Here is a 24,159-nt window from a genome sequence, read left to right as displayed (position 1 = left end):
CCACTCGTTCCACCCGGTCGGCGTTTCAAGCCGACCAGCTCTCGCGCACCGCGAGCAGTCCCCTGAGCAGTTCCAGGGACTTCTCGTCGGGACGGGCTTGTTCCAGTGCCGTGAGCAGGGCGAGCCGGGCCTCCGGGCCGCCCTCGCTGTAGGCATACCCGGCGATCTCTCGCAGATGATCACGCGCCATGTTGTGGTCCGCGATGGGCAGGAGCCGGTCCGCATTCATGAGCCGCTGCATGTCCCGCACGATCCCCCCACGGAATTCATGGCTTCCCATGTCCTGGAAGGATTCCAACACGTCGACGAGTCGGGCTTCGACAAGCGTGGACTCAGACGAAGATGCGACCCCGGCCAGGAGGGCGACGACCTCATCGAGGTCGACTGGAGTCCACGTCGCCGCAAGGCAGTTGGCCCGTGCCGACACCAGCGCGGCTCGCAGGTTCAAGCGCGCGGGAAACTCGGCTGCCAGCGCCTTCAGCTGGTCGACCGCCTCCGGAGTGCCGCGGCGGCTCAGCGTCCCGGGCAGCGCCTCACGCCAGTCCAGCGCCTCCATTTCGGGAGTCACGGTATGCACCCCGAGCGGTCGGCTGTTCCGGTCCTGAGGGAAGACCGTATTCAGCCACCGATAGAGCGCGCTCAGCCCCTCTTCATCGGCGTGTACCTCGACATGCCCACGCTCGGAGCGCCCTGCGCATTTCAGAGCGAGATCCCGGCTGAAGCGGGCCGATGCGTCAATGAGTTCTCTGAGACCGGTCCACGCCTCGAAGCCGTCGACCCCCACCAGAACGCAAGCGACGAGCACCGGGAGCTCGAGATCCCCGGCTTCGCCGTCCCGCTCCACTGCCATGAGTGCGAACTCGGCGACAGACCGTGCGAGGGTGTTCTCCACGGTAAGAAGGCCGGCGAGGAGCCCGGACCACGTACGAACCAGCGCTGCCCGACCCTCCTCTCCCTTCTCGAATGCCTCTGCGGCCACGGACCACGCACCCGCCGGGCGAGCCGAGCGGAAGTCGGGCAGGAGGGCAGCGGACAGCGCCGCCAGGATCTCTTCCCATATCTCGGTGACGACCGAGGACCAGGTCGCCTCGACGCGTTCCAGAACCAACGGTTGTACTCCGTGGGCCAGTTGCGCCCTGGCAGCTGTCCTGATCGCACGAGCAAGACCCTGGGGATCATTGACGGCCGCCCTCTGGAGCAGCAGCGCCCACGTCGTGGACGAGAGGACATACCACGGGTCAGCGATTGCGCCCACCCAGGCACTCCACCGGTCTGGTTCGAGGTCGTCCAGCCGACCCGCGTCGTCGAGCAGCGACAGCGACAGGACGCCGGCCCAGGCGCGCTTGTCCCGTTTCTCCAATCCGAGCCATTCATCGGCGTGGTCGTTCTCGAGCCGCAGGAATTGCAGGGCGCAGCAGGGCAGATCGGCGAGTTCCTCAACGGTGAACACGGAGCGTCCCGGCCAATCGCTGATCTTGTCGTCGAAGCGGTGCTGTCCCTTTCCGGTATTCGGATCGATCTGCAGGTCCCAGAGCAGAGCCCAGAAGCTGTCGGTGTCATGCTGACGTGCCCGCTGGAGGCGCTCTCGCTGTCGTGCGATGAACTTCGCGCTCTCGGGCCAGGTCGGCGGGCGTGAGGCACGGTGGATCCTGCGCCAGTTGTCAGCGAGGTCACCACGGATCTCGATCGGTTCGTAGAACCATCGCAGATACGGCCAGGCAGGATTGTCCTGGCTCTCGTAGGCCAGTTCGAAGTGTTCTTGGCTCCCCTGATCGAAGAGTATCTCCGCGAGCTGCGCATACGCGTCTGCCTGCTCGGCGCAATCGGCGGCCGTTTGCAACGCCCAGGCGAAGTCACCTGAGTCGAGCAGGTTGTGTCGGTCGCCGTGCGATCCTTCGGGCTCGCCAAACCATGTGCGGGGAGACTGCCATTCGCGCACGACGAGCCACCCGAAATACCTCATGGTCTGTCCCGCCGCGATTCCCCGGGCGAGCAGGGCGGCTGCGAGCTTGCGCCGCAGATCGCGTATCGGGACCGGCTCGAGCCCATCGGGCGTGAGCGGGTTCAGTACCTGGGGGAACTCCGCCTTCTCATGACCCAATATGCGTGCCGTCAGGATCCGGGCGATGTCGGGCAGCAGTGACTCCGCACCCGCAACACTCAACGCCCTGTCGACCGTGCCGGAGACAAGCCTGTCTTCCGCGAACGGCTTCCTGCGACCGTCAGGTATCGCTGTCCGGTCCTCCACGTCCTGCGCCAGCCATGCCACGATGCGGTGCACATCCTCCGCGGGGCACTTGGCGGGCATCTCTGCGAGAAAGTGCTCGTACGCCCCGTAGCGCTCATCGCTCGGTGCCTCGCTCAGCGCGTCGAGCATCGTCTTCGTGTCGAGGAAGCGGGGCCAGAGCAGGGCGAGCAGAGCGCCCCGGAGTCTCAGGCCCGGATCTGTCTCCCTTCCCGGCCCGAGCGTGGCCAACACCTCCTTGAGGACAGGTGCGGCCACGGCCCCGTCGCAGGCGAAGGCGGCTCTGGCAGCGTTCGCACGGTTGTCGGCCGGCCACCGAGGATCTGCCGCCACCTTCAGAAGCAGCGGTGCGAGACCTGGCGACGGGCACTGCTTCGCCAACTGAATGGCCACTTGGGCCCGAGCCCGAGTTTCCCAGTCACCGAAGTCCGCGGGGTCGAGGGCGAGAGCCGGGGCGAGTTGGCCGGCCAGACCGGGATGACCGAGCGCCCAGCGAGTCTGAAGCCATCTGGCTTCACCGAGTTCCACATCAGCGGCGCGCTCCAGCAAGCGCCTGACGATCAATGCCCTGACGTTGTCGGAGCGGACGAGTCCGCTGTGCATGGTCAGGCTCTCCGGGTCGGCCGAAGCGAGCCATGGTGTGCGGTCGGGGTCCAAAGCCACCAGCCAGGCAGCGGATTCCCGCAGAGACACAGGGATGCCGGCCGCTTCCTGGTCCGGCGCTTCGACCAGGAACAGGCGGCGGAGCACTGCGTCCGGGACGGATCGGGAGATGAGGTGCTTGGCGGTGAGGAAGGCCGCAAGCGACGAATGACGAAATGCGAACCTGTGGTTGCCGCTCGCGGTGAACAAGCCTGAGGACAGCACTTCATCGACGACGGTCGGGGTCACCTCGAAGGTCTGACAGCCTGACGTCTGTTCGCTGCCTCCGGAGAGGGTGGACACATCCAGGTCGGTTGTCCGTGGCCTATCCTCGCGTGGACTCCCCCGCCACAGGGTGCGCCGACCTGAAAGCACCAGTCGTGCGGCGATACGGCCCGCGACTTCCAGCCGCTGCGGCCATGTCGTCGCCGGTGCGGCCACAGTCAGACGGTCGGGGTCGTACTCCTGCGACAGCAGTCGAACACTATCGTCGAACAGCTCCTTCGCGCCGCCCCTCAGGCAGCCGTGTGCCCGGTACTCACGCACGATGAGTTCGAGGGTGAGAGGCACACTGGCGAGAGCTCCCGCGCGGAGAGCGACCACCTCGGAGATCAGCTGCTCCCCGCATACACCAGCGCTTTCTACGAGCGCCACGGCATCGGACCGCGATAACGGGGCGAGGTCCACCAGGGAACAACCACCGAAGGCCTCACGGAAAACGGATGTCAGACCGGACGGGTAGTCGCCCGTCCGACAGGCGAACAGCAGCCTGAGCCCCCGCACGTCTCTGTTCTTCAGGCAACGCTTCAGGTAGGAGGGAAAATGGCGACAGATCTCGCTCTCGTCGGCCTGGTCGATCACCATCGTCAAGTTCCCGCTCGGCGACGGCCCCTGGCCCGATGCCACGCTCGGCAGCCCCCTGAGGTGACTCCCCAAGACCTCGTCCCAGGTGGCAGCTGTCAGATCGGGGCCATCGACCCACACGCATCGGTCCGCCCCGTCGGGGACGAAGGGGTCGTCCCACATCGGTAGCTCCTGCACCAGCAACCTGAACACCGAGGTCTTTCCGGCACCCGGTTCACCCAGCAACACGGTTGCCCCATCACGGGCGACATCACCCGGGGCAACGAGCAGACCCGCGGTGGCCTCGGACCCAGGCGGCGCCACAATGTGCTCGCTGCCCAGGAATCCGTCGTCGTCCAGCGGGAAGAAGTCCCCGTCGGGAGAGCTGTCGGCACGTACGCGGCACCAACGCGGGGCCTGTACGGTGAAAACCTCATTCGTCATGGCAACAACCGGCTCAGCCCTTCGAGGGCCCCTTCGTCAGGACGAGCATCCTCAAGAGCGGCGTAGAGGGCCGTGCGTGCAGCAGGGGCATCCCGGTAGGTGTTCATCCGACGGACGATCTCCCGCACGTGATCACGGGCCACCGTTGATTCCGCCGCCATGAAGGCATGAGGCAGGCCGAGTATGCGCCCCATGTCGGTGAGGACACTGTGCCGGAAATCCCCCCTGCCCATGTCGGCAAAGGCCATCAGGGCCCTCACCCACTCGGCCTCCGGGGCTGACGCTTCGCCAATGGCTCCCGCGGAGCGTACGGCGCGGCTCGTTCCGCCAGGTCCAGCCATCTCCGGCAGCAGCTCACACGCGAGGGCGGCCGCCGCGGCGGCGGCGTGTGCGGACGCCCGATACTGCGAACCCGACGCATCGGCTTCGCCTTTGCTGGCATCGGCGTGGTCGCTGACGCCTCGAAGAGTGAGGATCCGAAGGCCCTCCGACAGGTCAGCGACGCGGGCAACGCCGGCGGACTCCATCTCGATGGCCAGGGCGTCACCGCAGTGGAACGTGATCTGGTCACGCAGAGGAGTGACCGGGGAATTCAGGACGACCTCACCAGCGACGACGGGCTGGAAGTGAACGTGCGGACCGTCTTCCTGCCAGGTCGCTCGCACCTCATCAGGAACCGACTTGCGCCAGCTTTCCGAGCACAAGGCGACTCCTGCCGCCTGCTCCAACCTGTGCGACACAGCGCCTGGCACCGGTCGGGCGTGGAAGCCTTCGGGTGTCTCCTTGCCCGGATGCAGGTGGTAAACCTTCGTCGACACCACGACGTCACCGAGTCGGGCCTCTGGCTTCAGTCCACCCGCAACGCCGACGAACAGCAACGCCTGTGGGCGCAGCCACTGGCGGACACGCTCAGCAATGGCGGCCGACGTCAGATTGCCGGCTCCGATTCGTGCGACGGCAACGGTCCCCCCAAGTCCAGGAAGCGTCCCCTTCACGAGGCTCGTGCCTTGCGGATGAACGAGCGTCGACTGGTCGCGCAACAAGTGCAACACGGCCCGGAACTCAACTGGTAGTGCGGTGAGAACTACTACGTCTGCACTCGGCTCCACGTACCCTGCCCTTGGCCTCAGCCGACAATCTCACGCAACACTAGCGCGGACGGGGCATGCGCTGTGGGCCGAATGCCCGTGAAACATGGTGCATGGGCAATGCCGGCTACAGGCTCTCGCCGATCGAGCAGGAAGGGGCCGACGTGTACACCTGCTAGTGCACCACCGTTCTCGTTGGTCCTCGGATCCCGGAAGTAGCAGTACGTACTCCCAACACCGATTCGTACCAGTAGGGGGAGAGGCACCGGCGCCCCACCAACCCGCTCACCGGCACGTACTCCGGAGATCTTTGAAGGCAACTGGGGCATGAAAGTCCCTGAAAGGTCCCTGACGTGACGCCAGTCGGACCTGGCTATGCCAAACCCGCAGGTCACACCCTTAATCAAAAGCAGCCCACATGAGCGTCAAGTACAAGGAGACCGCGCGCGGCGGTCTCGCGGTGAACATCATCGGGTGTTGACGGACCGTCCCGGCCGCTGACCGGGCCGCCCATCGGGCCGGGCCGCCGCCCTGTGCGGCGCCCCGCTCGGCACGTCGTTCGCACGTCGCTCGGCACACCGTTCGGCATGTCGTTCGACCGGGCTTTCGTCCCAACTCGGCGTGTGGTCCCAGGGGTTCACCGAATGCTCAGAAACGTTCAGGTGTTCCTGGCGATCACGCAATTTCGGTCACAAACCGCTTCCGCCAACCGCCGACAAAGGGTTCACTAGGTGTCACGCATGGTGACGCGCGCGGTCCCGACGGCCCGCGCACACGGATCCGATGCCCCGGGCACCCGGCGGAGGGAAGTGGACCGCATGACCGTCTCACCTCGTACGGTGACCCTCTGGCCAGGACTGATGGACCTGGAGCACCCTCGTGCCGACAAGCCGGCACCGATGCGTGAATTCGATCAATTCCCCGTTCGTATCGTTCATCCGCATCGTCTCGACGAGGGGCACCAATGAGCCAGATTGTGTTGCCGGCGTTTCATATGCCGTTCCAGAGCACAGGGTGCAATCCAGGCATGGAGGAAACGAGGAAGGCCGCCTGGGAGTGGGCGGAATCCAATGATCTCCTGCTGTCTCCGGTGGCCAGGAAGAAGATGCTGCGGACACGGCCGGAACTCTGGATATCCCTCATCTTTCCTTCCGCCTCGCAGAAACATCTCGATCTCTTCTGCCAATGGCTGTTCTGGGCCTTCCTGGTGGACGACGAGTTCGACGACGGCCCGGCCGGCCGCGATCCGCAGATGTGCGAGGAGGCGATCGCCCGGCTGGTGGACGTGCTGGACGGAGCCGTGCCGCACGGCCCCATGGAGCGCGCGCTCGACGGACTGCGGTGGCGGACCTGCCGGAACCGGTCCCAGCGCTGGATCCGGCAGTTCCGCAGGGACACCGTCGCCTGGCTGTGGACCTACTACGCGGAGGCCGTCGAGCGGGCCGCGGGTCAGGTGCCGAGCCGCGCCGACTTCGTGAAGCACCGCCGGGACTCGGTGGCGATGCAGCCGTTCCTGGATCTCCACGAGATCACCGCGGGAATCGATCTCCCGGATTCCGCACGCAGCCTTCCTGCGTATATCGCCCTGCGCAACGCGGTGACCGATCATTCGGGCCTCTGCAACGACATCTGCTCCTTCGAGAAGGAGGCTCTGCTCGGTTACGAGCACAACGCCGTCCGGCTCATTCAGCGGGACCGCAGGTGCACGCTCCAGGAGGCGGTCGACGAGGCGGGAATTCAGCTGGCGCGTATCGCCGAGCGCGTACAGCGGGCCGAAAAGGAACTTGCCGAGGAAATATACGCGGCGGGTATAGACGGCCGGACCAGGGCCGCCCTGGAGCGCTGCGTACAGGATTACCGCGGGCTCGTCCGGGGCGACTTCGACTACCACGCGCGCGCCGAGCGGTACACGCGTCCCGATCTCCTGGAGCTCGACGAACGGGACGTGATGTCCGGGTACTTCGCGGCCTGACGGCCACGTGGGCGGAGCGGTATCAGCCGAAGTAGTCGCTGTCGGGCGGCCGTTCGTCACCTGTGCCCGACAGGGGCAGGGCGCGCAGCGCAAGTGCCCAGCCGAGCCGGTCCTCACCCGACTCGGCGGATCTGCCGGTGAGTTCGGCGATCCGGCCGATCCGGTTGAGGACCGTGTTGCGGTGGCAGTAGAGGAGCTCGGCGGCGCGCGCCGCCGAGCAGCCGTGGTCGAGCCAGACGCGCAGGGTGCTGAGCAGTGCGTCGCGTTCGGCCGCCGTGTCCAGCACCGCGCCGAGGTACGTGGTGACGATGCGGTCGGCGATCTCGTGCCGTCCGGTGAGCAGGACCTCGGGCAGCCGGTCGTCGAAGGCGGCGGCCTCGCCGCTGCCGGCGGGCAGCGTACGCAGGGTCTGTTCCGCCAGCCGCAGCGCGTGCCCCGCCTGTGCAAGCCGGTCGAACTCCGGTGAGACCCCGGCGGTCGCGCCGGTGCGTTCGCGGAGGAGCCGGAGTAGCAGGCCGGACTCGTCCGTCGCCAGTCTGACGATCCCGGCGTACCGCCCCGACCTCGGCCGCCAGAACGACCAGAGCCCGCACTCCTCCAGGACGGGCGCCGGGTTGGGCGGCGCGGCCGGGTCCTGGGCTGCGACCACGATCACGTACCGGTCGGCGAGCGGTACGCCGAGGGCGGTGGCCGCCGCCGCCTCGACGGCCGGGTCGGCCCCGCGCCCGTCGAGCAGTGCCTCGAAGAGGGCGCCGCGGCGGGTGTCCTGGCGGCCCTGCATCTCCAGCTGGGTCAGCCGGTACGACTCGGCCATGACCAGGGAGTAGCGGTCGATGGTCTCCCACACGGCGCCCGCGACATCGAGCTCGACGTCCCGGCGGTCGGGGAGAGCGGGCCGGCTCCGCCGGGCGTCCGCCTCGCGTCCGGCACGCGCCCTCAGATGCTCGGCCATGACCTGCCACATCACCCGGCCGCCACGGCGGTAGGCCTGGAGCACCGTGTCCAGCGGGACGTTCTGTTCCGCGCGGCGCCGCCCCGTCTCACGCGCCGCGTGCTCGAAGTCGCCCCCGGTGGGCGGCAGTCCGCCGAAGTCCTCCAGTGCGCGCAGCAGATTGTCGCGGCAGATCTCCCACAGGTCGCTCCTGCTGACGGGGGCGCCCGAGGCATAGGTGGCGCTGTGCGCGTGGATGTCGTCGACGACCCTGCGGGTCACTTCGTCGATCTCCGGTACGAGAGCCGCGGCCAGCGCGCGGCGCAGCTCGGTGTCGTCGCCGGCCCGGGAGGCCGTTGCAGGGTTCTCCGCCATGGAGGGAGATTAGGCGAATGCCGCACGAGAAGCACGGGCGTGAGGCTGCTGCCCAGGTGGACGGGTCGGATGGTGAGCATCTGCACATGGCCGGCGGGTGTGTTCGCGGCTGATTCTGAGGGTCCACAGCCGTGTTGCCGCACAGTTTTCCGGAGCGTGTCATGTCTCTCAGCGTCGCCACCGTCCTCGGTGAGTCCGCCCGCCGGTACCCCGGCCGCATCGCCGTGGTCGACGGTGACGTACGCCTGACCTACGGCGAGCTGTGGGCGCGGTCGCTGCGGTGTGCCGGGGCCCTGCGGGCCTCCGGGGTGAAGCCCGGCGACCGGGTGGCGCTGCTGCTGCCCAACTCGTCGGAGTTCCTGCTCGCCTACTACGGGGCTCTGGCCGCCGGGGCGACGGTGGTGCCGGTGCACGCGCTGCTCGTCGCGGAAGAGGTGGCGTACGTCCTGCGGCACAGCGGCTCGGTGGCGCTGATCGCTTCGGGGCCGCTGTGGCCGGTGGCCGAGGAAGCGGCGCGGGCGGCGGGGGTACGGGCGGTGCGCGGTGCGCCGGACGGTGAGCCGCTGCTCGCGCCGGACCCCGCCGAGCCGGCGGACACGGCGGTGATCCTCTATACGAGCGGGACCACCGGCCGCCCCAAGGGGGCGCTGCTGACCCATCTCAACATCGTGCTCAACGCGTCCGTCATCACCCAGGACCTGCTGGACGTGCGTCCCGATGACGTGGTGCTGGGCTGTCTGCCGCTCTTCCACAGCTACGGCCAGACCTGCGCGATGAACGCGACACTGCGGGCCGGGGCGACGCTCGTCCTGATGGGGCGCTTCACGGGACCGGCGGCGCTGCGGGCCATGGCGCAGGACGCCGTGAGCATCTTCATGGGCGTACCGACGATGTATCACGCACTGGTCGAGGCCGCGGCGCAGGACCGCGCCGCGGCGGCCGGACTGACGCTGCGGGCCGCGGTGTCCGGCGGTGCGGCGCTGCCGGTGGCTGTCCTGGAGCGGTTCGAGGCCGCGTTCTCGACGCAGGTCCTGGAGGGCTACGGCCTCACCGAGACGTCCCCCGTCGCCACGTTCAACCAGCCGCATCTGGGCCGGCGCCCCGGCACGGTGGGGCATCCGGTGTGGGGTGTGGAGATCGGCCTCGCCGACCCGGCGGTGGACGATGCGGTGCGGCTCCTGGCCGACGGGGAGATCGGTGAGGTCGTGGTACGCGGGCACAACGTCTTCGCCGGCTATCTGGACGACCCGGAGGCGACGGCGGCGGCGGTCGTGGACGGCTGGTTCCGCACCGGGGATCTCGGGGTACGGGACACGGAGGGCTTCCTGAGCATCGTCGACCGGAAGAAGGACCTGGTGATCCGGGGCGGCTTCAACATCTATCCGCGCGAGGTCGAAGAGGTCCTGGTCCGGCATCCGGCGGTCTCCGAGGTCGCGGTGATCGGGGTGCCGGACGAGGCCCGGGGCGAGGAGATCTGCGCGGTCGTGGTGGTGCGCCCGGACGCGGAGCCGGTCACGGCGGACGAACTGATCGCCTGGTCGCGCGAGCGGCTCGGCCGCCACAAGTACCCGCGGATCGTCCGGTTCACCGAGCAGCTGCCGCTCGGCCCGACCGGCAAGGTCCTCAAGCGTGCGCTGACCGCGACGTCCTGACGTCGCGTCCGGCGGCCCCCCGGCCGCCGTGGCCGGGGGTCCTCCAGTCGGTCAGGCCTTGTTCTGCGCGGCCCAGAACTCGTCGAAGGTGAGCAGGCCGTCACCGTTCGCGTCGTTCGAGTTGATGATCGCCTGCGCCACCGTCTCGGTGACGAACGGGTCGCCGAGCTGCGCCATCGCGCTCTTGTACTCGCTCGCCGTGATCAGGCCGTCCTTGTTCTGGTCGAACCGGTCGAATGCCTTGCGTGCCGACTCGATGTCCGCCACTGTTCCGCCCCTTCGTAATGCGTCACTGACGGGAGTCAGATTATCGGGCGTATTCGGTGGCAGAACCGGCGGCCGGTAAACGATCATGGCGGTGCGCCCTTCCGCGGGACGGGCGGAACGCGAACCGAGGGGTCGGCCGGGATGCCGGAGTGCTGGCGCTCACCGCGCACTCGGTGGTGTTCACCGACGAGGACCCGGAGTGGGTACGGTCCACACTGGCCGCCACACCCGGTGACCCGCTGGCCGCGACGACGTGCGCGTCTGGGCGACGGACGGCGGGGTCGTGATCCTGGGCCGCGGGGTCGCGGGGCGCTGGGAGGCCGGGATCGAGGTGGACGAGGCGGCCCGTGGCCGGCGTCTCGGTGAGCGGCCGGCCCTGGCCGCCCGGCATCTGGTGCCGGACGCGGTGGTGTGGGCACCGAGGCGCCGCTGAGCCGATGATCAATGAATTACCCGACCACTTCCATGGTTATGCACGGAAAGCCAGGCGGGTGACTCATCACACCTACGATTTACCTGCACAATGTGCGCTTACGGGAGTATTGCCCGGCTTGCGACTTTGGCACCGGGGTCGCCCGTCTGCCATAGTCGGTGACACGACCCCCATTGACCCGGGCCAGGTCGTCCAGAGCGGCCGTGAACACACCCCCCATTTCACGGCCCCCCCATAGAAGCCCCCGACGCGCCGCACAACGGCTGACCGGGGGCTTCTGTGCGTCCGGACGCGGTGACGGGCAAGGGCGGGCGGGCTCAGCGGTCGGAGATCCGCATCTCGAACCAGGTGGTCTTGCCGCGCGGTAAGAGATCCACGCCCCACCGGTCGGAGAGCTTGTCGACGAGGAAGAGCCCTCGCCCGCTGATGTCCATCTCGCGTACGGGCATCAGGCAGGGCAGCCCGCGCGAGGGGTCGCGCACCTCGATCCTGATCCAGCCCCGGCGGCGCAGCATCCGCAGACCGAAGACCCGGGCACCGGTGTGGCGCACCGCGTTGCCGACGAGTTCCGAGACGAGCAGGACCGCGTGCTCGGCGATCAGCGGGGAGAGCGCCCACTGTCGCAGCACCACACCCGAGGTGAGCCGGCGGGCGGTCGCAGCGGACTCCGGACGCGAGGGCAGCCGGACCTCGTCCTCCGTGGGATTCCCGAACAACTCCAGCGCCTTGAACGCCTGTTCGTCCTCCACAGTTGATGTCCAGCGCGCCGCGGTTGCGCCAGTGCGCGGTCGCGGCTGTTCCACACCCTCCAGGCCCGCCATGCCCACCATCATGGCCGCAGGAAGCGGGTTCCGGGGCCGTTCCAGGGGAATCCCTACCCCGGAATCGACCATTCCGTAGTTGCGGGTAGGCATATGCCACTGGCAGAACGCACCCTCGTACAGCCGTCCTGAGCTGCGAGAACAGCCTCCGGAACGGGATGTGCCGCGACCATCGGCCCGCTGGGCCTTAAGGTTCTCTTAAGGCCCAGCTAATCCGCCCGCACGGATGAACGCGCGTCACTCTGTGCCCAACTGGCGTTCGGTCAGAGGAACTTGGCCTTGCCCGGACCCTCCTCCACAAAACTGCGCATTCCGCGCTCGCGGTCCTCGGTGGCGAACAGTCCGGCGAACCAGTTGCGCTCGATCGTGAGCCCGGTGTCGATGTCCGTCTCCAGGCCCGCGTCCACGGACTCCTTGGCGGCGCGCAGCGCCAGCGCGGGCCCCTGGGCCAGCCGGGCGGCCCACGCGTGCGCCTGCTCGTACACCTCGGCGGCCGGCACCACGCGGTCCACCAGACCGATCGTCAGGGCCTCCGCCGCCTTCACATGACGGCCCGTGAAGATGAGGTCCTTGGCCCGCGAGGGGCCGACAAGACGGGAGAGGCGCTGGGTGCCGCCCGCACCCGGGATCAGGCCGAGCAGGATCTCCGGCTGGCCCAGCTTCGCGTTGTCCGCGGCGATCCGGAAGTCGGCGCAGAGGGCCAGCTCGCAGCCGCCGCCGAGCGCGTAACCGGTGATGGCGGCGACGACGGGCTTGGGGATGCGCGCGACGGCGGTGAAGGAGTCCTGGAGCGCCTTGGACCGCACGATCATGGCCGTGTGGTCCATCGCCTGCATCTCCTTGATGTCCGCACCGGCGGCGAACACCTTCTCGCCGCCGTAGAGGATCACGGCGCGCACGTCGTCGCGGCGGGTGGCCTCCTCGGCCAGCTCGCGCAGGCGGTCCTGGGTGGCGACGTCCAGGGCGTTCATCGGCGGGCGGTCCAGCCGGATCGTGCCGACGTTGTCGCTTACTTCGAGAGTTACGGTCATGTGAGGCAGGTTAACGGGGGCTAACGACAGCGGGCCCGGTGCTGTTGGTCACAGCACCGGGCCCGCTCCGTCGACCGCCCGAGTTACGCGGTCCACTCCGACCAGGGCATGTTCCAGCCGTTGAGGCCGTTGTCCGGCTGGATCGTCTTGTCCTTGGAGTTCTTCACGACGACGACGTCGCCGATGAGGGACTTGTTGAAGAACCAGGCCGCCGGGGTCTGGCCGTCGTACCCGCCGCGCACATCGCGCAGACCGACACAGCCGTGGCTGGTGTTGGTCGTGCCGAAGATGCTCGAGGCACCCCAGTAGTTGCCGTGGATGAAGGTGCCCGAGGTGGACAGACGCATCGCGTGCGGCACGTCCTTGATGTCGTACTCGCCGCCGAAGCCGACGGTGTCACCGTTCATCCGGGTCACCTTGAGCTTCTCGCTGATGACCATCTGACCGTTGTACGTGGTCGTCGCCGGGGCGCCCGCGGAGATCGGGATGTCCTTGATCTCCTTGCCGTCCCTGACCACCTTCATCCGCTTGGACGTCGCGTCGACCGTGGAGACCTGGCTGCGGCCGATGGTGAACTTCACCGTCTTGGCCTGCTTGCCGTAGACCCCCGGCCGCCCCTCGACGCCGTCGAGGCCGAGCTCCACGGTCACCTTGGTGCCCGCGGCCCAGTACTTCTCCGGGCGGAAGTCGAGCCGGTCGTTGCCGAACCAGTGGCCCTCGATCTCGACGGCCGGATCGGCCGTCACCCGGATCGCGTTCTCCACGGCGTCCGGGTCGGTGATCCCCCGGGTGAAGTGGATCGACACCGGCATGCCGACGCCGACGGTCGAACCGTCCTCGGGCGTGTACTGCCCGATGAAGGTGTTCTGCGGGACCAGCGTGGTGAACGTGGTGTCCTTCGCGGACTCACGCCCCTCGGTGTCCTTGGCGACTGCGTGCACCGCGTACTTCGTCGCCGCGGCCAGATGCCGGACGGGGATCCAGCTCGCCCCGTCGGCCGCGATCTTCCCCTCGACCTCGTTGCCCTTGGGGTCGGCCACCTTCACCGTGCTCAGCTTGCCCTTGGCCGCCGAGACCTTCAGCGCCCCGCTCGTCGCCACGTCGTCCGCGCCGTCGTCAGGGGCGATGGTCACCACCGCCTGCGAGGCACTGGTGTCCGCGGCCTTCGGCCCGTCGTCCTTCTTCGGCTTGCTCCCGGCGTCGGCCGTTCCCCCGCCGCAGGCTGTCACCAGCAACAGCAGCGCGCCCAGTACCAGAGCCAGGGCCCCCGACGCCCCGCGCCCGCGCCGTCCGCCACCCGCTCCGGCCGATGCCCCCCATATGGGCTGCCCGTTCAATGTGGTTGTCTCCCCTCGCACGGCCCGGCGACCCGCCGGTGCCCGCACCCCCGCGCGCTGAACATGCGCGCCCGGCGCTAGATAATCACACCGGACGGCGGGAGGACTCCCCTCCGAATGTCACCGTTCAGTCCCAACTTGTCCGGGGACATGCGCAGGTGGCGCGGGGTGCGGAGGAGCAGGGGGCGGAGCGGGCGTCAGCGCAGTGCGGAGCCCGCCTTCCACTGCTTCCAGTCGAGGTTCCAGCCGCCGAGACCGTTGTCGGGAGCGACCTTCGTATCGCGGGAGTTGACCACCTCGACGACGTCCCCGATGAGGGTCCGGTCGAAGAACCAGCCGCCCGGGGTCTTCCCGCTGCCGCCCTTCACATCGCGCAGCCCGATGCAGCCGTGGCTGGTGTTGAGTGAGCCGAACGTGTCGTACGAGGCCCAGTAGTTGCCGTGCAGGAAGGTGCCGGACTCGGTGAGCCGGATGGCGTGCGGGACGTCCTTGATGTCGTACTCGCCGCCGAACCCGACCGTGGCCCCGTCCATCCGGGTCACCTCGTGCAGCTCGGTGACCACCATCTTCCCGTTGTACGTGGTCGTCTTCGGGGCGCCCGCCGTGATCGGCACCGTGCTGACCAGCTCGCCGTCGCGGCGTACCTCCATGGTGTGCTCGGCCGCGTCCACCAGGGACACCTGGGAGCGGCCCACCGTGAAGCCGACCTTCTTCCGCTGGCTCCCGTACACCCCGGGCGCACCCTGCACATCGCGCAGCCCCACGTCGACGGTGACCTCGGTGCCGGGCTTCCAGTACGCCGCGGGGCGGAAGTCGAGGCGGTCCTTGCCGAACCAGTGGCCCACCACCTCCACCGCCGGTTCCGCGGTGACCCTGATGGCCCTCTCCACGGCCGCGCGGTCGCGGATGGGGCGGTTGAAGTCGAAGGAAACGATCATGCCGGTGCCCACCGTGGACCGGTTCTCCGGCTTGAAGTAGCCGATGAAGCGGTGCTCGGGGACCACCGTGGTGAAGGTGGTGTTGCGCGCCGAGCGGCGGCCCGCCGCGTCCACGGCCACCGCCTCGACGCTGTACTTCGAGGCGAGGCCGAGCAGGCCCGTACCGCCCGTCGGCGCCCAGGAGCGCCCGTCCTGCGAGACCCGGCCGGACACCTCCTCGCGCTGTGCGTCCTCGATCCGGGTCACCCGCACGCGCTCCAGCCGCCCGTCGGGGACCTTCACCTCGATGCGGCTCTCCGAGCCGACGTCCTTGGCACCGTCCTCGGGGAGGATGCGGATCGCATCGCGCGGAGAGCGCGGCTTGCCCTCCCCGAGCAGTGGCTTTCCGTCGGTGCAGCCGGTCAGTACGGCCAGCGCGGTGAGCAGCCCCGCCCATGCCGGCACGGCGGCCGAACCCGCCCGTGTCCTTTTCGCTACGTGGTTCACGCACCCCCAACGACCAGGGCCGCTCGGGGGAAACGTGAGTGCGGGCCCCGCCCTGGGCAGAACAGAGGGAAGGACCACATCGGGAGGGTCGCGGCCGGGACGCCGTGGGCTCCCTCGCCGGTGCCGGTCCGAACGAGCCGCGGGAGGCTGAGAGGTGTCGAGCGCAGCCGAGCAGGAGGCAGTGCAGGAGTCGATCGGGAAGGCGGTGGAGGCGGAACCCGGGGGCCCGGGGTCCGACGGGATCCCGCAGGTCCCGGGCGCCGGGGAGACGCCCCTCGCCGCCCAGGTGAACGGGCACCGCAACGGGGCCGCCGCCGCTCGCGGGGCGCCGCCCGCACCACCCGTCTGGCCGGGGGCGCCCATGCCGCTCGGGGCCCGGTTCCGGGTGGGACCCGACGGAGTGGCGGGGACCAACTTCGCGCTCTGGGCGGGCGGGGCGGAGTCCGTCGACCTCTGCCTCTTCGACGAGCGGGGCAACGAGACGCGCTGCCCGCTGACCGAGCTGACCCACGAGATCTGGCACGGCTTCGTGCCGGGTGTCCGCCCCGGAACACGCTACGGCTACCGGGTGCACGGCCGCTGGGACCCGTGGACCGGCGCCCGCTGGAACGCGGCGAAACTGCTCCTTGACCCGTACGCCCGTGCGGTGGACGGCACCTTCACCCTGCCGTCCGAGGTGTACGGCCACGTCCGGGACTGGCCGCAGCAGCATGTCGCGGACACCGTGCGCGACGACCGGGACTCGGCCCCCTTCGTCCCCAAGGGCGTCGTGGTCCATGACGACGACGACTGGGTGGAGGACCGGCGCCCCAAGACGCCCTGGGCGGACTCCGTCATCTACGAACTCCACGTACGCGGCTTCACCAAGCTCCACCCGGACATCCCGGAGGAGCTGCGGGGCACGTACGCCGGTCTCGCGCACCCGGCGGCGATCAGCCATCTGAAACGGCTCGGGGTCACGGCGGTCGAGCTGCTGCCGGTGCACCAGTTCGCGCACGAGGACCATCTGCTGCGGCGCGGGCTGCACAACTACTGGGGCTACAACTCCATCGGCTACTTCGCCCCGCACGCCGGCTACTCGGCGAGCGGCACCGCGGGCCAGCAGGTCGGCGAGTTCAAACGGATGGTGCACGCCCTGCACGACGCCGGGATCGAGGTGATCCTCGACGTGGTCTACAACCACACGGCGGAGGCGGGCGAGCTGGGCCCGATGCTGTCGCTGCGCGGCATCGACAACCGCGGCTACTACCGGCTCCAGGCCGACGCCCGCAGGTACGCGGACTACACCGGCTGCGGCAACACCCTGCACGTGGTGCAGCCGCAGGTCCTGCGGCTGATCACCGACTCGCTGCGCTACTGGGTGACGGAGATGGGCGTCGACGGCTTCCGCTTCGACCTGGCGGCGGCGCTCGCCCGCTCGATGCACGACGTCGACATGCTGTCCCCGTTCCTCGCGGTGATCGCCCAGGACCCGGTGCTGCGCCGCGTCAAACTGATCGCGGAGCCGTGGGACGTCGGCAACGGCGGCTACCAGGTGGGCGCGTTCCCCCCGCTGTGGACGGAGTGGAACGACCGCTACCGCGATGCCGTACGCGATTTCTGGCGCGGCGCCCTGCCCGATGTGAGGGATCTCGGCTACCGGCTCACCGGCTCCAGCGACCTGTACGCCTGGGGTGGCCGGCGGCCGTACGCCTCGGTCAACTTCGTCACGGCGCACGACGGCTTCACCCTGCGCGACCTGGTCAGTTACGAGCAGAAGCACAACGAGGCCAACGGCGAGGGCAACCGCGACGGTACGCACGACAACCGCGCCTGGAACGGCGGCGCCGAGGGCGAGACGGACGACGCCGCCATCAACGCGCTGCGCCGCCGCCAGCTGCGCAACCTCCTGACCACGCTGCTCCTGTCGACGGGTGTGCCGATGCTGGTGGCGGGCGACGAGATGGGACGTACGCAAGGGGGCAACAACAACGCGTACTGCCAGGACAACGAGGTCAGCTGGCTGGACTGGTCGCTGCTCGACGACCCCCACTGGCGCGGTCTCACCGAGCTGACCGCCCGGGTGCTGGCCCTGCGCCACACCCACCCGGTGCTGCGGCGCCGGGCGTTCTTCTCGGGCCGCGCCCAGGCCCCGGACGGGCTGCGCGACCTGGCGTGGTTCACCCGCGAGGGCAAGGAGATGACGGAGCAGGACTGGTACGCGCCTGCGGCGACACTCGGGCTCTATCTGTCGGGGCGGGACATCCCGGGCCGGGACGCCCGGGGTGAGCAGGTGACCGACGACAGCTTCCTGACGCTCCTCCACGCGGGGGACCGGCCGACCGGTTTCACCCTCCCCGGGCCGCCCTGGGCGACGACGTACGAACTGGTCCTGGACACCTCGCTGGAGGACCAGTCGGCCGCCCCCGGGACGCTGCACCGGGGCGGCGCGACCCTCACTGTTCCGGCACGGGCGGTGCTGCTGCTGCGGGTGGGGCGTGACATGTGACGGGCGGACGCGGCCAGAAAAGGACATGAGGGATGTCAGTGGTGAACCGTAGGCTCGCTCCTGATGCCCGAAACACCTGCAGAGCACACGGACCGGTCCGCCGTGCGCTCGCTGCTGCGCCTGTGGCCCTATGTCCGTCCCATCCGCGTCCGGCTGTTCAGCGCGGCGTTCGTCGCGGTCCTGGCCTCGTGCCTCGGGCTCGTGATCCCGCTCGTACTGAAGTGGATGGTGGACGGTCCGGTCGCTGACCGCGATCCCGGCGGCGTCTGGCTCGGCGCGCTGTACCTGCTGCTTCTGGGGATAGCGGAGGCGGGGCTCTTCGGGCTGCGGCGGTGGCTCGTGGCACGGCCCCTCGCGAGTGTCGAGGCATCGATGCGCGCCGACCTCTACCGCCATCTGCAACGGCTGCCCGTGGCCTTCCACGACCGCTGGCCCTCGGGGCAACTGCTCTCGCGCGGGACCACGGATCTGATGCTGCTGCGGATGTTCCTCGCCTTCCCGCTGGTCTTTCTGCTGGTCAACGCGACCACGATCCTGGTCGGTTTCGTCATCCTGTTCGCGCAGGAATGGACGCTCGGTCTGGTGCTGCTCGCGCCCGCCGTCCCACTGGTGATCCTCTGCTCGCTGTTCGAGACGAAGTACTCCGTGGTGGCGCGCAAGGCACAGGACCAGGTGGGCGATCTGACGACGGTCGTCGAGGAGAGCGTGCTCGGCATCCGGATCGTCAAGGGCTTCGGGCGCCACCGCAGCCAGGCCCTGGCCTTCCGCGAGCTCTCGCAGAAGCTGCGGGGTACGGAGCTGGGCAAGGCCAGGCTGCTCGCCGGGATCTGGGCCCTCATCACCACCATCCCGGAGCTGGCGATCGGTGCGGCGCTGGTGCTCGGCACGGTCCAGGTCGCCGACGGCGCGCTGTCGGCGGGCACACTCGTCGCCTTCCTCTCGACGGCGCTGGCACTGCGCTGGCCGGTGGAGTCGATCGGGTTCCTGCTGGCGATGAGCCAGGAGTCGGCGACGGCGACGGAGCGGTACTTCGAGGTCATGGACGTGGCGGAGGAGAGCGGCGCCGACGGGGCCGTGGACGACCGCGGGACCGATGAGCCGGGCATGGTCTTCGAAGGCGTCGAGTTCCGGTATCCCGACGCAGATCCGGACTCCGCGCCCGTACTGGCGCGCATCGATCTGCGGATCCGCCCCGGCGAGACGATGGCCCTGGTGGGCGCGACCGGCTCGGGGAAGACGACGCTCACGGCGCTCGTGCCCCGGCTGCACGAGATCACGGCGGGCCGGATCACGCTGGACGGTGAGGACATCGCCACCATGGCACGGCCGCGGCTGCGGGAGCTCGTGTCGGTGGCGTTCGAGGAGCCGACCCTCTTCTCCGCGACCGTCGGCGAGAACGTGCTGATGGGCGCCGAAGGCGCGGGCGATGAGGAGCTGCGCCGGGCCCTCGCCGTCGCACAGGCGGACTTCGTGTACGGCCTCCCGCACGGTCTGGACACCCAGGTCGGCGAGCAGGGGCTCAGCCTCTCCGGTGGTCAGCGGCAGCGTCTCGCGCTGGCCCGCGCCGTCGTCGGCCGTCCCCGCTTCCTGGTGCTGGACGATCCGCTCTCCGCCCTGGACGTGCACACGGAGACGCTGGTGGAGGCGGCGCTGCGGCGGGTGCTGGAGCGGACGACGGCAGTGGTCGTGGCGCACCGGCCGTCCACCGTGATGCTCGCGGACCGGGTGGCGCTGCTCTCCGAGGGGCGGATCAGCGCTGTCGGCACGCATCAGGAACTGCTGCGTACCAACGCCGAATACGCCTGGCTGATGTCGGGCGCGCAGGACGCCTCGGCTCTTGAAGACGCCGCCGCGCTTGAGGACGCCACTGCCGAGGAGGGCAGCAACCGATGACCAGTACGACCACCGACGGACCCGCTCTGGCCGACGACGGCCTGCCCCCCGAGGAGCCTGCCGGGGGCAAGGCCGCCGCTCCGGCCGGTGACCCGTTCGACCGGGACGCCCTGCCCGCGCCGCGTGGCGCGACGCGGGCGCTGCTGGCCTCGCTGCTGCGGCCCATGCGCGGCCGGGTCGGGGTGTCCGCCCTGCTCCTGGTGCTCCAGCAGGCCGCCGTCCAGGCGGGGCCGCTCCTGGTGGCGTACGCCATCGACAGCGGCGTACCCGCGTTCCGGGACAACGACTACGGGCCGCTGATCGCCGTGGCCGTCGGATACGCGCTCTGTTCGCTCGGGGCGGGCATCCTCCAGTACGCGTTCATCAGGGCCTCTGCGCGGATCAACCAGGACGTGCTGCTCGATCTGCGCGGCCGGATCTTCCGTCACGCGCAGGCGCTGAGCGTGGACTTCCACGAGCGCTACACCTCGGGCCGGCTGATCTCGCGCTCCACCACGGATGTGGAGTCGCTGCGGGAGCTGCTGAGCGAGGGGCTCCAGGAACTGATCGGCGTGATCCTGTCGTTCCTGTCGATCTCCGTGCTGCTGCTCTGGCTGGACCCCGCCATGGGCTCGATCGCGGTGCTCTCCTTCGTACCGCTGTATCTGCTGGTGCGCCTGTACCAGCGGCGGGCCGCGAAGGCGTTCGCCGCCCGGTCCACGGCGATCGCCTCGGTCATCGTGAAGTTCGCGGAGACGATGAACGGCATCCGGCCGGTCAAGGCGTTCCGCCGGGAGCGGGGCAACGACGCGGACTTCGGGGCGCTGAACCACCGTCACGAGCGGTCGAACGGCGACGCGATACTGGAGATGGCGCGCTATGTCATCGGCTCCCGGCTGGTCGCCAACACGGCGGTCGCCGCGATGGTGCTGTGGGGCGCCTACCGCGTGGCGTCCGGGACGCTCGCCCTCGGGGTGCTGGCCGCGGCCGTGCTGTATCTGCGGCGTCTTTACGACCCGATCGACCGGCTCGGGATGTTCCTGAACTCCTATCAGTCCGCCGCCGCCTCGCTCGACAAGATCGCGGGTCTGCTGGCGCAGACGCCCACGGTCCCAGAGACGACCGCTCCGAAGGAGCTCCCGGCCCTGACCGGTGAACACCCGGGCCGTGAGGTCACCTTCGAGGGGGTGCGCTTCGCCTACCGCACCGGCGGTGAGGTGCTGCCCCGCTTCGATCTGACGGTGCCGGCCGGGCAGACCGTCGCCGTGGTCGGTTCGACGGGTGCGGGCAAGTCGACGCTCGCGAAGCTGCTGGCCCGTTTCTACGATCCGACCGAGGGCCGGGTCCTGCTGGACGGCACCGATCTGCGGGACCTCACCATCGCCGGCCTGCGGCGGGGCGTGGTGATGGTGACGCAGGAGGCGTTCCTGTTCTCCGGGACGGTCGCCGAGAACATCGCGATCGGCCGGCCGGACGCGACGCCCGGGGAGATCGAGCGCGCGGCGAAGGCCATCGGCGCGCACGACTTCATCAGCAGCCTGCCCGACGGCTACGACACGGACGTACGCAAGCGGGGCGGCCGGATCTCCGCGGGCCAGCGTCAGCTCGTCGCGTTCGCCCGGGCCCTGCTCGCCGATCCGGCGGTGCTGATCCTCGACGAGGCGACGAGTTCCCTGGACATCCCGGGTGAACGGGCGGTGCAGCGGGCCATGGACACGGTGCTGCACGGCCGTACGGCGGTGGTGATCGCGCACCGTCTTTCCACCGTGGAGATCGCGGACCGGGTGCTGGTGATGGAGCACGGCCGGATCGTGGAGGACGGGGCCCCGGCCGAACTCATCGGCGGCACGGGCCGGTTCGCCGGGCTGCACCGCGCCTGGCGGGAAAGTCTGGCCTGAGGCCGGACAGGCCCCTGTGGGACGGCGCGGAACGAGCCACACTCCGCGCTGTCTCAACAGGTGGCCATCGGCCGGAAACGCATGCGCCGTTCGAACACGCTGTGTGTGTTACGGACCCGTCCTCACCCTGGGAATTCCGGCTCCGTCGAACTCCGGACGCCATCGCGGCAAAGATCGGCGAAACGTCCGCTTAACGAACATGGCCCATCAGGCAGCGGACGATTTCCGGCCAAGTTCTTGACGCGGTCCTGACAGGTGCACACATCTGCTGACACTCTTCACCCCGTTCTGCGCACCGCTTGCTCTGCCCGGATGGCTCACCCAGCCGCCCGAATACCCCCCTCGCAGAAGGAGTCAGCGTGAGATCCACGCACAGCCGTCGTGCCACCGCGACCGGCGCTCTGATCGCCGCCGCAGCCATGATCGCCGTCGGAATCCAGACCGGCACCGCCACCGCCACTCCCGGCAGTGGCCCCATCGCCGCCCCGGCCGCCGCCAAGGCGGACCCGGGTTCGCTCCCCGCGCCGCTCTCTCCCTCGCAGCGCGCCGAGCTGCTCCGCGAGGCCAACTCCACCAAGGCCGCCACCGCCGAGAAGCTCGGCCTCGGCGCTCAGGAGAAGCTCGTCGTCCGCGATGTCGTCCAGGACCGCGACGGCACCACGCACACCAGGTACGAGCGCACCCTCGGCGGACTTCCGGTCCTCGGCGGCGACCTCGTCGTGCAGGAGACCAAGGCCGGGAAGACCGAGAGCGTCACCAAGGCGTCCAAGGCGACCACCGCCCAGCTGAAGGCGGTCGGCACCACTGCCGACGTCGCGCCGGCCACCGCGGAGAAGCAGGCGCTGGGCGCCGCGAAGTCCGAGGGTTCGAAGGCGACCGAGGCGAGCAAGGCCCCGCGCAAGGTGGTCTGGCTGGCGAGCGGCACACCGCAGCTCGCGTACGAGACCGTCGTCGGCGGCTTCCAGCACGACGGCACCCCGAACGAGCTGCACGTCGTCACGGACGCCTCCAGCGGCGCCAAGCTCTACGAGTGGCAGGCCGTCGAGAACGGCACGGGCAACACCCAGTACAACGGCCAGGTCACGCTCGGCACCGCGCCCTCGTACACGCTGACCGACACCACGCGGGGCAACGGCAAGACGTACAACCTGAACCGCGGCACGTCGGGCACCGGGACGCTCTTCTCCGGCGCCGACGACATCTGGGGCGACGGCACCCCGCAGAACCTGGAGACCGCGGGCGCGGACGCGCACTTCGGCGCCGCCAAGACGTGGGACTACTTCAAGAACGTGCACGGCCGCACGGGTATCCGCGGTGACGGCGTCGCCGCGTACTCCCGCGTCCACTACGGCAACGCCTACGTCAACGCCTTCTGGCAGGACAGCTGCTTCTGCATGACGTACGGCGACGGCGCCGGCAACCTCAAGCCGCTGACCTCGCTCGACGTCGCCGCCCACGAGATGTCGCACGGCGTCACCGCCGCCACGGCCAACCTGGTCTACAGCGGTGAGTCCGGCGGCCTCAACGAGGCGACCTCCGACATCTTCGCCGCGGGCGTGGAGTTCTACTCCAACACCGCCGCGGACCCGGGCGACTACCTCGTCGGCGAGAAGATCGACATCAGGGGCAACGGCACCCCGCTGCGCTACATGGACAAGCCGAGCAAGGACGGCTCGTCCAAGGACGCCTGGTACTCGGGCATCGGCTCGATCGACGTCCACTACTCCTCGGGCCCGGCGAACCACTGGTTCTACCTGCTCTCCGAGGGCAGCGGCGCCAAGACCGTCAACGGCGTCTCGTACGACTCGCCGACCTCCGACGGTCTGCCCGTGACCGGCATCGGCCGGGACAAGGCCCTGCAGATCTGGTTCAAGGCGCTCACCACCAAGTTCACCTCCACGACGAACTACGCCGCCGCCCGCACCGGCACCCTCGCCGTCGCCGGTGAGCTGTACGGAACGACCAGCGCCGAGTACAAGGCCGTGGCCGACGCCTGGGCCGGCATCAACGTGGGCTCGCGCCCCGGTGGCGGCGGCGGTGGCACCGTCTTCGAGAACACCACGGCCGTGTCGATCCCGGACAACGGCGCTGCCGTCACCAGCACGGTCAACGTCACCGGTGTCACCGGCAACGCGCCGAGCGCCCTCCAGGTCGGCGTGAACATCACGCACACCTGGCGCGGTGACCTCGTCATCGACCTGGTGGCCCCCGACGGCACCGCGTACCGGCTGAAGAACTCCTCGTCGAGCGATTCAGCGGACAACGTGGTGACGACGTACACCGCCAACGCCTCGTCCGAGGTGGCGAACGGCGCCTGGAAGCTCAAGGTCCAGGACGTCGCCGCACAGGACACCGGCAGGATCAACAGCTTCAAACTGACCTTCTGAAGCAACTGA

At 69.3% G+C, this 24,159-nt stretch carries 14 protein-coding genes and 1 pseudogene; 7 read left to right on the top strand and 8 right to left on the bottom strand.

Features of this window, described 5'->3' with window-relative positions:
• Positions 1-25: 25 nt before the first annotated feature.
• Together ACWGO0_RS03150 and ACWGO0_RS03145 are read right to left on the bottom strand one after the other, a co-directional pair.
• Complete coding sequence (locus tag ACWGO0_RS03150; RefSeq protein WP_453527134.1) at positions 26-4,174, bottom strand: NACHT domain-containing protein; 4,149 nt, start codon at positions 4,172-4,174, stop codon at positions 26-28.
• Positions 4,171-5,283, bottom strand: a complete 1,113-nt coding sequence (locus tag ACWGO0_RS03145; RefSeq protein ID WP_453527131.1) for a phosphorylase family protein — start codon at positions 5,281-5,283, stop codon at positions 4,171-4,173. The genes ACWGO0_RS03150 and ACWGO0_RS03145 overlap by 4 nt, the downstream gene beginning before the upstream one ends.
• 1,006 nt (positions 5,284-6,289) lie before the next feature.
• On the opposite strand from ACWGO0_RS03145, the gene ACWGO0_RS03140 reads away from it, so the two are divergent.
• Complete coding sequence (locus ACWGO0_RS03140) at positions 6,290-7,234, top strand: terpene synthase family protein (protein WP_453527128.1); 945 nt, start codon at positions 6,290-6,292, stop codon at positions 7,232-7,234.
• 22 nt (positions 7,235-7,256) lie between these two features.
• Here ACWGO0_RS03140 and ACWGO0_RS03135 read toward each other — a convergent pair whose 3' ends face one another.
• Entirely contained in the window at positions 7,257-8,540 is a 1,284-nt protein-coding gene (locus tag ACWGO0_RS03135; protein WP_453527125.1) for a PucR family transcriptional regulator, read from the bottom strand.
• Between the two features lie 161 nt (positions 8,541-8,701).
• Between ACWGO0_RS03135 and ACWGO0_RS03130 the strand changes: the two genes are divergently transcribed.
• A complete protein-coding gene (locus ACWGO0_RS03130) occupies positions 8,702-10,192 on the top strand; it encodes a long-chain-fatty-acid--CoA ligase (RefSeq protein ID WP_453527122.1) in 1,491 nt (496 codons plus the stop codon).
• A 51-nt stretch (positions 10,193-10,243) separates the two neighbouring features.
• Here ACWGO0_RS03130 and ACWGO0_RS03125 read toward each other — a convergent pair whose 3' ends face one another.
• Entirely contained in the window at positions 10,244-10,459 is a 216-nt protein-coding gene (locus ACWGO0_RS03125) for an EF-hand domain-containing protein (RefSeq protein WP_453527121.1), read from the bottom strand.
• Between the two features lie 56 nt (positions 10,460-10,515).
• Between ACWGO0_RS03125 and ACWGO0_RS03120 the strand changes: the two are divergent.
• Positions 10,516-10,877: pseudogene (locus ACWGO0_RS03120) on the top strand (GNAT family N-acetyltransferase); the annotation flags it as partial.
• A 332-nt stretch (positions 10,878-11,209) separates the two neighbouring features.
• On the opposite strand, the gene ACWGO0_RS03115 reads toward ACWGO0_RS03120, so the two are convergent.
• From ACWGO0_RS03115 to ACWGO0_RS03100, 4 genes are all read right to left on the bottom strand, one after another.
• A complete protein-coding gene (locus ACWGO0_RS03115; protein WP_453527118.1) occupies positions 11,210-11,725 on the bottom strand; it encodes an ATP-binding protein in 516 nt (171 codons plus the stop codon).
• Between the two features lie 251 nt (positions 11,726-11,976).
• Positions 11,977-12,744 (bottom strand): enoyl-CoA hydratase/isomerase family protein, encoded by a 768-nt coding sequence (locus ACWGO0_RS03110; RefSeq protein ID WP_453527115.1) that lies wholly within the window; start codon positions 12,742-12,744, stop codon positions 11,977-11,979.
• A gap of 83 nt (positions 12,745-12,827) precedes the next feature.
• Complete coding sequence (locus tag ACWGO0_RS03105; RefSeq protein ID WP_453527112.1) at positions 12,828-14,081, bottom strand: L,D-transpeptidase; 1,254 nt, start codon at positions 14,079-14,081, stop codon at positions 12,828-12,830.
• A 197-nt stretch (positions 14,082-14,278) separates the two neighbouring features.
• The gene (locus tag ACWGO0_RS03100) at positions 14,279-15,505 is read right to left on the bottom strand and encodes a L,D-transpeptidase (RefSeq protein WP_453527109.1); all 1,227 of its coding nucleotides are present in this window, start codon (positions 15,503-15,505) and stop codon (positions 14,279-14,281) included.
• A 154-nt stretch (positions 15,506-15,659) separates the two neighbouring features.
• On the opposite strand from ACWGO0_RS03100, the gene glgX reads away from it, so the two are divergent.
• The 4 genes from glgX (at position 15,660) to ACWGO0_RS03080 (ending at position 24,150) form a co-directional block, all read left to right on the top strand.
• On the top strand, positions 15,660-17,993 hold the full coding sequence (glgX, locus tag ACWGO0_RS03095) for a glycogen debranching protein GlgX (RefSeq protein ID WP_453527106.1): 2,334 nt from the start codon (positions 15,660-15,662) through the stop codon (positions 17,991-17,993).
• 63 nt (positions 17,994-18,056) lie between these two features.
• Positions 18,057-19,886 carry an ABC transporter ATP-binding protein gene (locus tag ACWGO0_RS03090; RefSeq protein ID WP_453527103.1) on the top strand — a complete coding sequence of 610 codons (1,830 nt, stop codon included), beginning with the start codon at positions 18,057-18,059 and terminating at the stop codon, positions 19,884-19,886.
• The gene (locus ACWGO0_RS03085) at positions 19,883-21,763 is read left to right on the top strand and encodes an ABC transporter ATP-binding protein (protein WP_453527100.1); all 1,881 of its coding nucleotides are present in this window, start codon (positions 19,883-19,885) and stop codon (positions 21,761-21,763) included. The genes ACWGO0_RS03090 and ACWGO0_RS03085 overlap by 4 nt, the downstream gene beginning before the upstream one ends.
• Positions 21,764-22,122: 359 nt before the next feature.
• The gene (locus tag ACWGO0_RS03080) at positions 22,123-24,150 is read left to right on the top strand and encodes a M4 family metallopeptidase (RefSeq protein ID WP_453527097.1); all 2,028 of its coding nucleotides are present in this window, start codon (positions 22,123-22,125) and stop codon (positions 24,148-24,150) included.
• Positions 24,151-24,159 lie beyond the last annotated feature (9 nt).

Source organism: Streptomyces sp. NPDC055749, from assembly GCF_053617235.1.
Note: the sequence above shows the minus strand (reverse complement) of the source record. Positions and strands in the feature narration are given on the sequence as shown.

What these genes read in the sequence shown, in the direction of transcription:
- ACWGO0_RS03150 (WP_453527134.1), bottom strand. Translation starts at nt 4,174, where the DNA reads ATGACGAATGAGGTTTTCACCGTACAGGCCCCGCGTTGGTGCCGCGTA.
- ACWGO0_RS03140 (WP_453527128.1), top strand. Translation starts at nt 6,290, where the DNA reads ATGGAGGAAACGAGGAAGGCCGCCTGGGAGTGGGCGGAATCCAATGAT.
- ACWGO0_RS03135 (WP_453527125.1), bottom strand. Translation starts at nt 8,540, where the DNA reads ATGGCGGAGAACCCTGCAACGGCCTCCCGGGCCGGCGACGACACCGAG.
- ACWGO0_RS03130 (WP_453527122.1), top strand. Translation starts at nt 8,702, where the DNA reads ATGTCTCTCAGCGTCGCCACCGTCCTCGGTGAGTCCGCCCGCCGGTAC.
- ACWGO0_RS03115 (WP_453527118.1), bottom strand. Translation starts at nt 11,725, where the DNA reads ATGATGGTGGGCATGGCGGGCCTGGAGGGTGTGGAACAGCCGCGACCG.
- ACWGO0_RS03110 (WP_453527115.1), bottom strand. Translation starts at nt 12,744, where the DNA reads ATGACCGTAACTCTCGAAGTAAGCGACAACGTCGGCACGATCCGGCTG.
- ACWGO0_RS03090 (WP_453527103.1), top strand. Translation starts at nt 18,057, where the DNA reads ATGCCCGAAACACCTGCAGAGCACACGGACCGGTCCGCCGTGCGCTCG.
- ACWGO0_RS03085 (WP_453527100.1), top strand. Translation starts at nt 19,883, where the DNA reads ATGACCAGTACGACCACCGACGGACCCGCTCTGGCCGACGACGGCCTG.